The sequence below is a fragment of the Halorubrum tibetense genome, from assembly GCF_042661865.1.
In the GTDB taxonomy this organism is placed as follows: domain Archaea; phylum Halobacteriota; class Halobacteria; order Halobacteriales; family Haloferacaceae; genus Halorubrum; species Halorubrum tibetense.
Map to the genome: position 1 here is coordinate 1 of NZ_JBHSWW010000349.1, position 2,195 is coordinate 2,195.

Consider the following 2,195-nt stretch of genomic DNA (forward strand, 5'->3'; position numbering starts at 1 on the left):
GTGCTCGCGCTCGGCGGAACCAACGGCAACCTGGAGACGCTCGAGGCCGCCGACGGGACGGCCCGCTACGAGGTGGGATTACAGGACCTACCCGTCGCCGTGGGCGGTGTCGACGCTGGGCGGGTCCACGTCGGCGGCGTCGGCGACGTCTGGGCGGTGGATCTGCTCGACGGGGAGGTCGTCTGGAAACAGCAGTACGGCGGCCAGACCCGCGTGAACGCCCCCGGCGTCGGCGACGTGACCGGGGACGGAACGCCGAACGTCGTCACCGTGAACCGCGGCGGCGACGTGCTCGCGATGAACCGGAACGGTGACGGCGCACTCCGAGGAGGCGTCCCGAACGTCGTCTACGCGGGACCGCTGTTCGCCGATGTCAGTGGGGACGGCGTTGAGGAAGTGATCGTCGTCGACGAGGCTGGCGTCGTGCGCGTGCTAGACGTGTGAGGTCGCGGTCACGATCGGAGATCCAGTCTGGTCAGATCCTTGAATACGGCAGTTAGCGAGGCTATAAGCGAGGTTTTCACCGGAAACTCGGTGTGTCAACTGAGCGGCCGCTATCGGCGGTCGTGAAACGAAACCGTCTCGTGTAGGACCGGTTAGTGGTCCTCGTCCTCGTACACCCACGTCGCGGTGTCGAGGCCGTAGTCGACGAGCTCGTCCTCGTCGAAGAACAGGGCGATCTCGCGCTCGTTCGCGCCCTCGTCCTCGTGGTCCGATGCGTGGATCACGTTGTGGCCGAGGTCGAGCCCGAAGTCGCCGCGGATCGTGCCCGGAGCGGATTCGGCGGGGTCGGTCTCGCCGACCATCGCACGGACCTGTCTGGTCGCGTCAGCGCCCTCCCACACCATCGCGAAGACGGGGCCGGAGGTGATGAACTCGACGAGCCCGTCGAAGAACGGTTTGTCCTCGTGCTCGCCGTAGTGCTCGTGAGCGAGTTCTTCGTCGATCCGCATGAACTTCCCGCCGACGAGCTTCAGGCCACGCTCCTCGAAGCGAGAGACGATCTCGCCGATGAGACCGCGCTGGACGCCGTCGGGTTTGACCATCACGAACGTGCGCTCGTCGTGGTGGCTCATTCCTCGCCACCCTGCTTACGCCCTTCCTCGGTCCACTCGAGGTCGCGCGCCTCGCGGCCGAGGAAGTAGTTCTTCTCCGCCTTCGAGTCGACGAAGTGGAGGATCTGGCCGTTCGTCTTCACGAACATCGTGCCCGTGCCGGGTTCGATCTCCTCGCCGGTGTAATCACAGGTGCGTCTCTCGACCATGGGTTATCGACCTCCGATGGCGTCGGCGTCGCGCTGGGTCTCCCGCAGCTGAAGCACGTCGCCCAGCCGGACGGGACCCAGGACGTTTCGCGTGATGATCCGTCCCTGGTTCGATCCCTCCTGGATGCGGCATTTGACCTGCATGGCCTCGCCGTGCATCCCGGTTTTGCCGACGACCTCGATCACCTCGGCGGTGGTCGAGTCGCCGGTGCCCTCTTCTGCGCTCATGGGTGGTTATCGGAGCTCCGCGACCTTCTCGCCGATGTCCTCGACGTCGTCGGCGGCGTCACCGGCGTCGACGACGGCGGCGGCGGCCGAGCCGACCTCGAGGCCCGCGGCGTGGCCGACCTCGTCTTGGGTGTCGACGAAGACGACCGGGATCCCCTTCTCCTCGGCGAGCTCGGGGAGGTGCATCACGATCTCCTCGGGCGAGACGTCCTCGGCGACGAGGACGAGCTTCGCATTGCCGCGCTCGACGGATTTGGTGGTCTCGTTGGTTCCTTTCTTTACGGTTCCTGTGTCTCGGGCGACCTCGAACGCCTCGAGCGATCGCTCGGCGAGGTCGGCTGGGGTGTCGTAGTCTACGTAAACTGGCATGTGTTGTTCACCTATGGTCCTCCCGTGGGCTCGCGTGTCCGTCCCGTGGTCGATCCCTATCGGAACGGCACATCATCGACCCCGAAGAGGCTGTACCCTGCGGTTGGCTAGGCCGTCATAAAAACGCTTTCAATGCGCCCCGGGCGTGCGAGCTGGGCGCATGGGATCCCCGCGGAGGGGGCCGGTCGGTCACTCCGAGCCCTTTTACCGGCTCCGTCGACTCCTCCCCGGTAGATGGTCAGGCTGGTTCACTACTCCGACATCGAGAACGTCTTCGACGCGCCGGAGCGCGCGGCGCGGCTCGCGGGGCGGATCCGAGCGCTCGACGGCCCCG

Annotated in this window: 4 protein-coding genes and 1 pseudogene; 1 reads left to right on the top strand and 4 read right to left on the bottom strand. The window is 66.2% G+C overall.

Annotated elements, in window-relative coordinates; all coding sequences use genetic code 11:
• Positions 1-444, top strand: a pseudogene (locus tag ACFQEU_RS14835) (PQQ-binding-like beta-propeller repeat protein); the annotation flags it as partial.
• Between the two features lie 152 nt (positions 445-596).
• On the opposite strand, the gene ndk reads toward ACFQEU_RS14835, so the two are convergent.
• From ndk to rpl7ae, 4 genes are read right to left on the bottom strand one after another with little or no spacing between them, the layout of a single operon-like run.
• Positions 597-1,076 carry a nucleoside-diphosphate kinase gene (ndk, locus tag ACFQEU_RS14840; protein WP_379783413.1) on the bottom strand — a complete coding sequence of 160 codons (480 nt, stop codon included), beginning with the start codon at positions 1,074-1,076 and terminating at the stop codon, positions 597-599.
• Positions 1,073-1,264 carry a 50S ribosomal protein L24e gene (locus ACFQEU_RS14845; RefSeq protein ID WP_379783415.1) on the bottom strand — a complete coding sequence of 64 codons (192 nt, stop codon included), beginning with the start codon at positions 1,262-1,264 and terminating at the stop codon, positions 1,073-1,075. The genes ndk and ACFQEU_RS14845 overlap by 4 nt, the downstream gene beginning before the upstream one ends.
• A gap of 3 nt (positions 1,265-1,267) precedes the next feature.
• Positions 1,268-1,492 carry a 30S ribosomal protein S28e gene (locus ACFQEU_RS14850; protein ID WP_066417357.1) on the bottom strand — a complete coding sequence of 75 codons (225 nt, stop codon included), beginning with the start codon at positions 1,490-1,492 and terminating at the stop codon, positions 1,268-1,270.
• Between the two features lie 6 nt (positions 1,493-1,498).
• Positions 1,499-1,861, bottom strand: coding sequence for a 50S ribosomal protein L7Ae (rpl7ae, locus tag ACFQEU_RS14855; protein ID WP_379783418.1), 363 nt, complete (start codon positions 1,859-1,861; stop codon positions 1,499-1,501).
• Positions 1,862-2,195: the final 334 nt, after the last annotated feature.

What these genes read in the sequence shown, in the direction of transcription:
- ACFQEU_RS14850 (WP_066417357.1), bottom strand. Translation starts at nt 1,492, where the DNA reads ATGAGCGCAGAAGAGGGCACCGGCGACTCGACCACCGCCGAGGTGATC.
- ndk (WP_379783413.1), bottom strand. Translation starts at nt 1,076, where the DNA reads ATGAGCCACCACGACGAGCGCACGTTCGTGATGGTCAAACCCGACGGC.
- rpl7ae (WP_379783418.1), bottom strand. Translation starts at nt 1,861, where the DNA reads ATGCCAGTTTACGTAGACTACGACACCCCAGCCGACCTCGCCGAGCGA.
- ACFQEU_RS14845 (WP_379783415.1), bottom strand. Translation starts at nt 1,264, where the DNA reads ATGGTCGAGAGACGCACCTGTGATTACACCGGCGAGGAGATCGAACCC.